Here is a 1,438-nt window from a genome sequence, read left to right on the forward strand (position 1 = left end):
GTTTGTAATATGAACCATCCTTCCCATAATCTTTCCCATCCTACTCGACCATTACGTTTTGAATCGTACCAACCTGCAAGCTTGCCGAGGTTAATATAGGCCCAGTAGAGGCTTGGGGCTTTCTTCGGTGGCTTCGATTTGTTTTGCTTTGACCACAGTAATTTCCACGCTAGCGGACTCAGGAGCATTTCACAGCTCTGCTTTTCTGCTTCCTCTTTATTGAGCCCCAGGTAACGCAGTTGATGAAGACGGACTGCAATAAACGCGAGTATCACCACCATGCGTTCCAGGTTCTCTTTGCTCTGCATGCGTAACTCTTCAACCTGAGTTCCGCCGCTTTTCCATGCTTTGTGAAATTCTTCGATCAGCCACCGTTTTTCGTAGTAATCGAGAATACGCTTAGCATCTTCTTTTGTTTTCACTGGCTCTGAGGTCAGAATGTGCCAGCTCAAGCCACCATGATTTCCCGTTTCTTGACAACCGACATAGTACAGTGGGACGGCGTCACCGGTTTTATTTGCCGGGATTTTTACGGTCACCGCCGCATAACGAACTTCGCAGTGGGCATCACGTGCTTTTCGCCCACCTTTTTGCTTCACTTGAACCGTTCTCGTATCCGCATACACCAAGGCGCCACTGTAATGATAAAGCTTGTCGGGACTTTCTTCTATGCAACGGCTTTGCATAGAGCGAACGACAAAGCGCTGATGATTTGAGACCTTGTAGGTCAGATACTCAATAATATCCGCTTCTCGGTCACAGACAGAGATAACTTTCCGCATGTCAGCACCGAGGCGGGTTTCCATTGCGCGTGAAGCCCGTTCCCATTTATAGCTTTCTTTGTCTTTGTAAGCTCTGCTCGCATGATGTTGATTTTGCCCGTAAGCTTGGAGGTCGCTGGTCCAACGAGTCTGCTCAATCAGCCCAACGACCTGTTGCTTATCAGGAGCAAAGAGCAGAACGGAATGCGCATGCATACCTCTGGAACGCTTATTGGATGTGGTGTGCCCCATCTCATCTCGAACCGTAGGGTGGGTAAATTCCAGCGAGGTCGTATCTTCAAGCGCGAGGAGGCAATCATAGTGCTTAACCTGCTCAGCGGTGGCGACAAAGCCAGCTTCTGCGATAGCGCGAGGATTAATGGCTTGATTGCGAGCGAAACGATAAGCAGCTTCGATATCCGCAGGTGATTTTAAAGATTGCACGAGAGACAGTCCTAAATGATTTGCAAGAGAAGAAGTCAGTTTGATCAGGCGCTTAGTGCGGCGACTATCCCCTAAATCAGCATATTGAAAAGTTTCTTTTGCCCATTGCTCAGCATCTGTTGAAAACATCATACGTTACCTCAACGTCGTATTTCTTATTGAGATCAGCTAGGTAGAAAAAGGTTCAAAAAAATCCCTCGATTCAATCGAGGGATTTGTGTAGAAGAGACAGG

1 protein-coding gene is annotated in these 1,438 nt (G+C 47.6%); it reads right to left on the bottom strand.

The annotated features are described in order from the left end of the window. On the bottom strand, positions 1-1,334 hold a 1,334-nt coding region (locus IQ211_RS19210; RefSeq protein WP_193836473.1), incomplete at its 3' end, for an IS4 family transposase. Positions 1,335-1,438 lie beyond the last annotated feature (104 nt).

Source organism: Xenorhabdus griffiniae, assembly GCF_015163655.1.
Classification (GTDB): Bacteria; Pseudomonadota; Gammaproteobacteria; order Enterobacterales; family Enterobacteriaceae; genus Xenorhabdus; species Xenorhabdus griffiniae.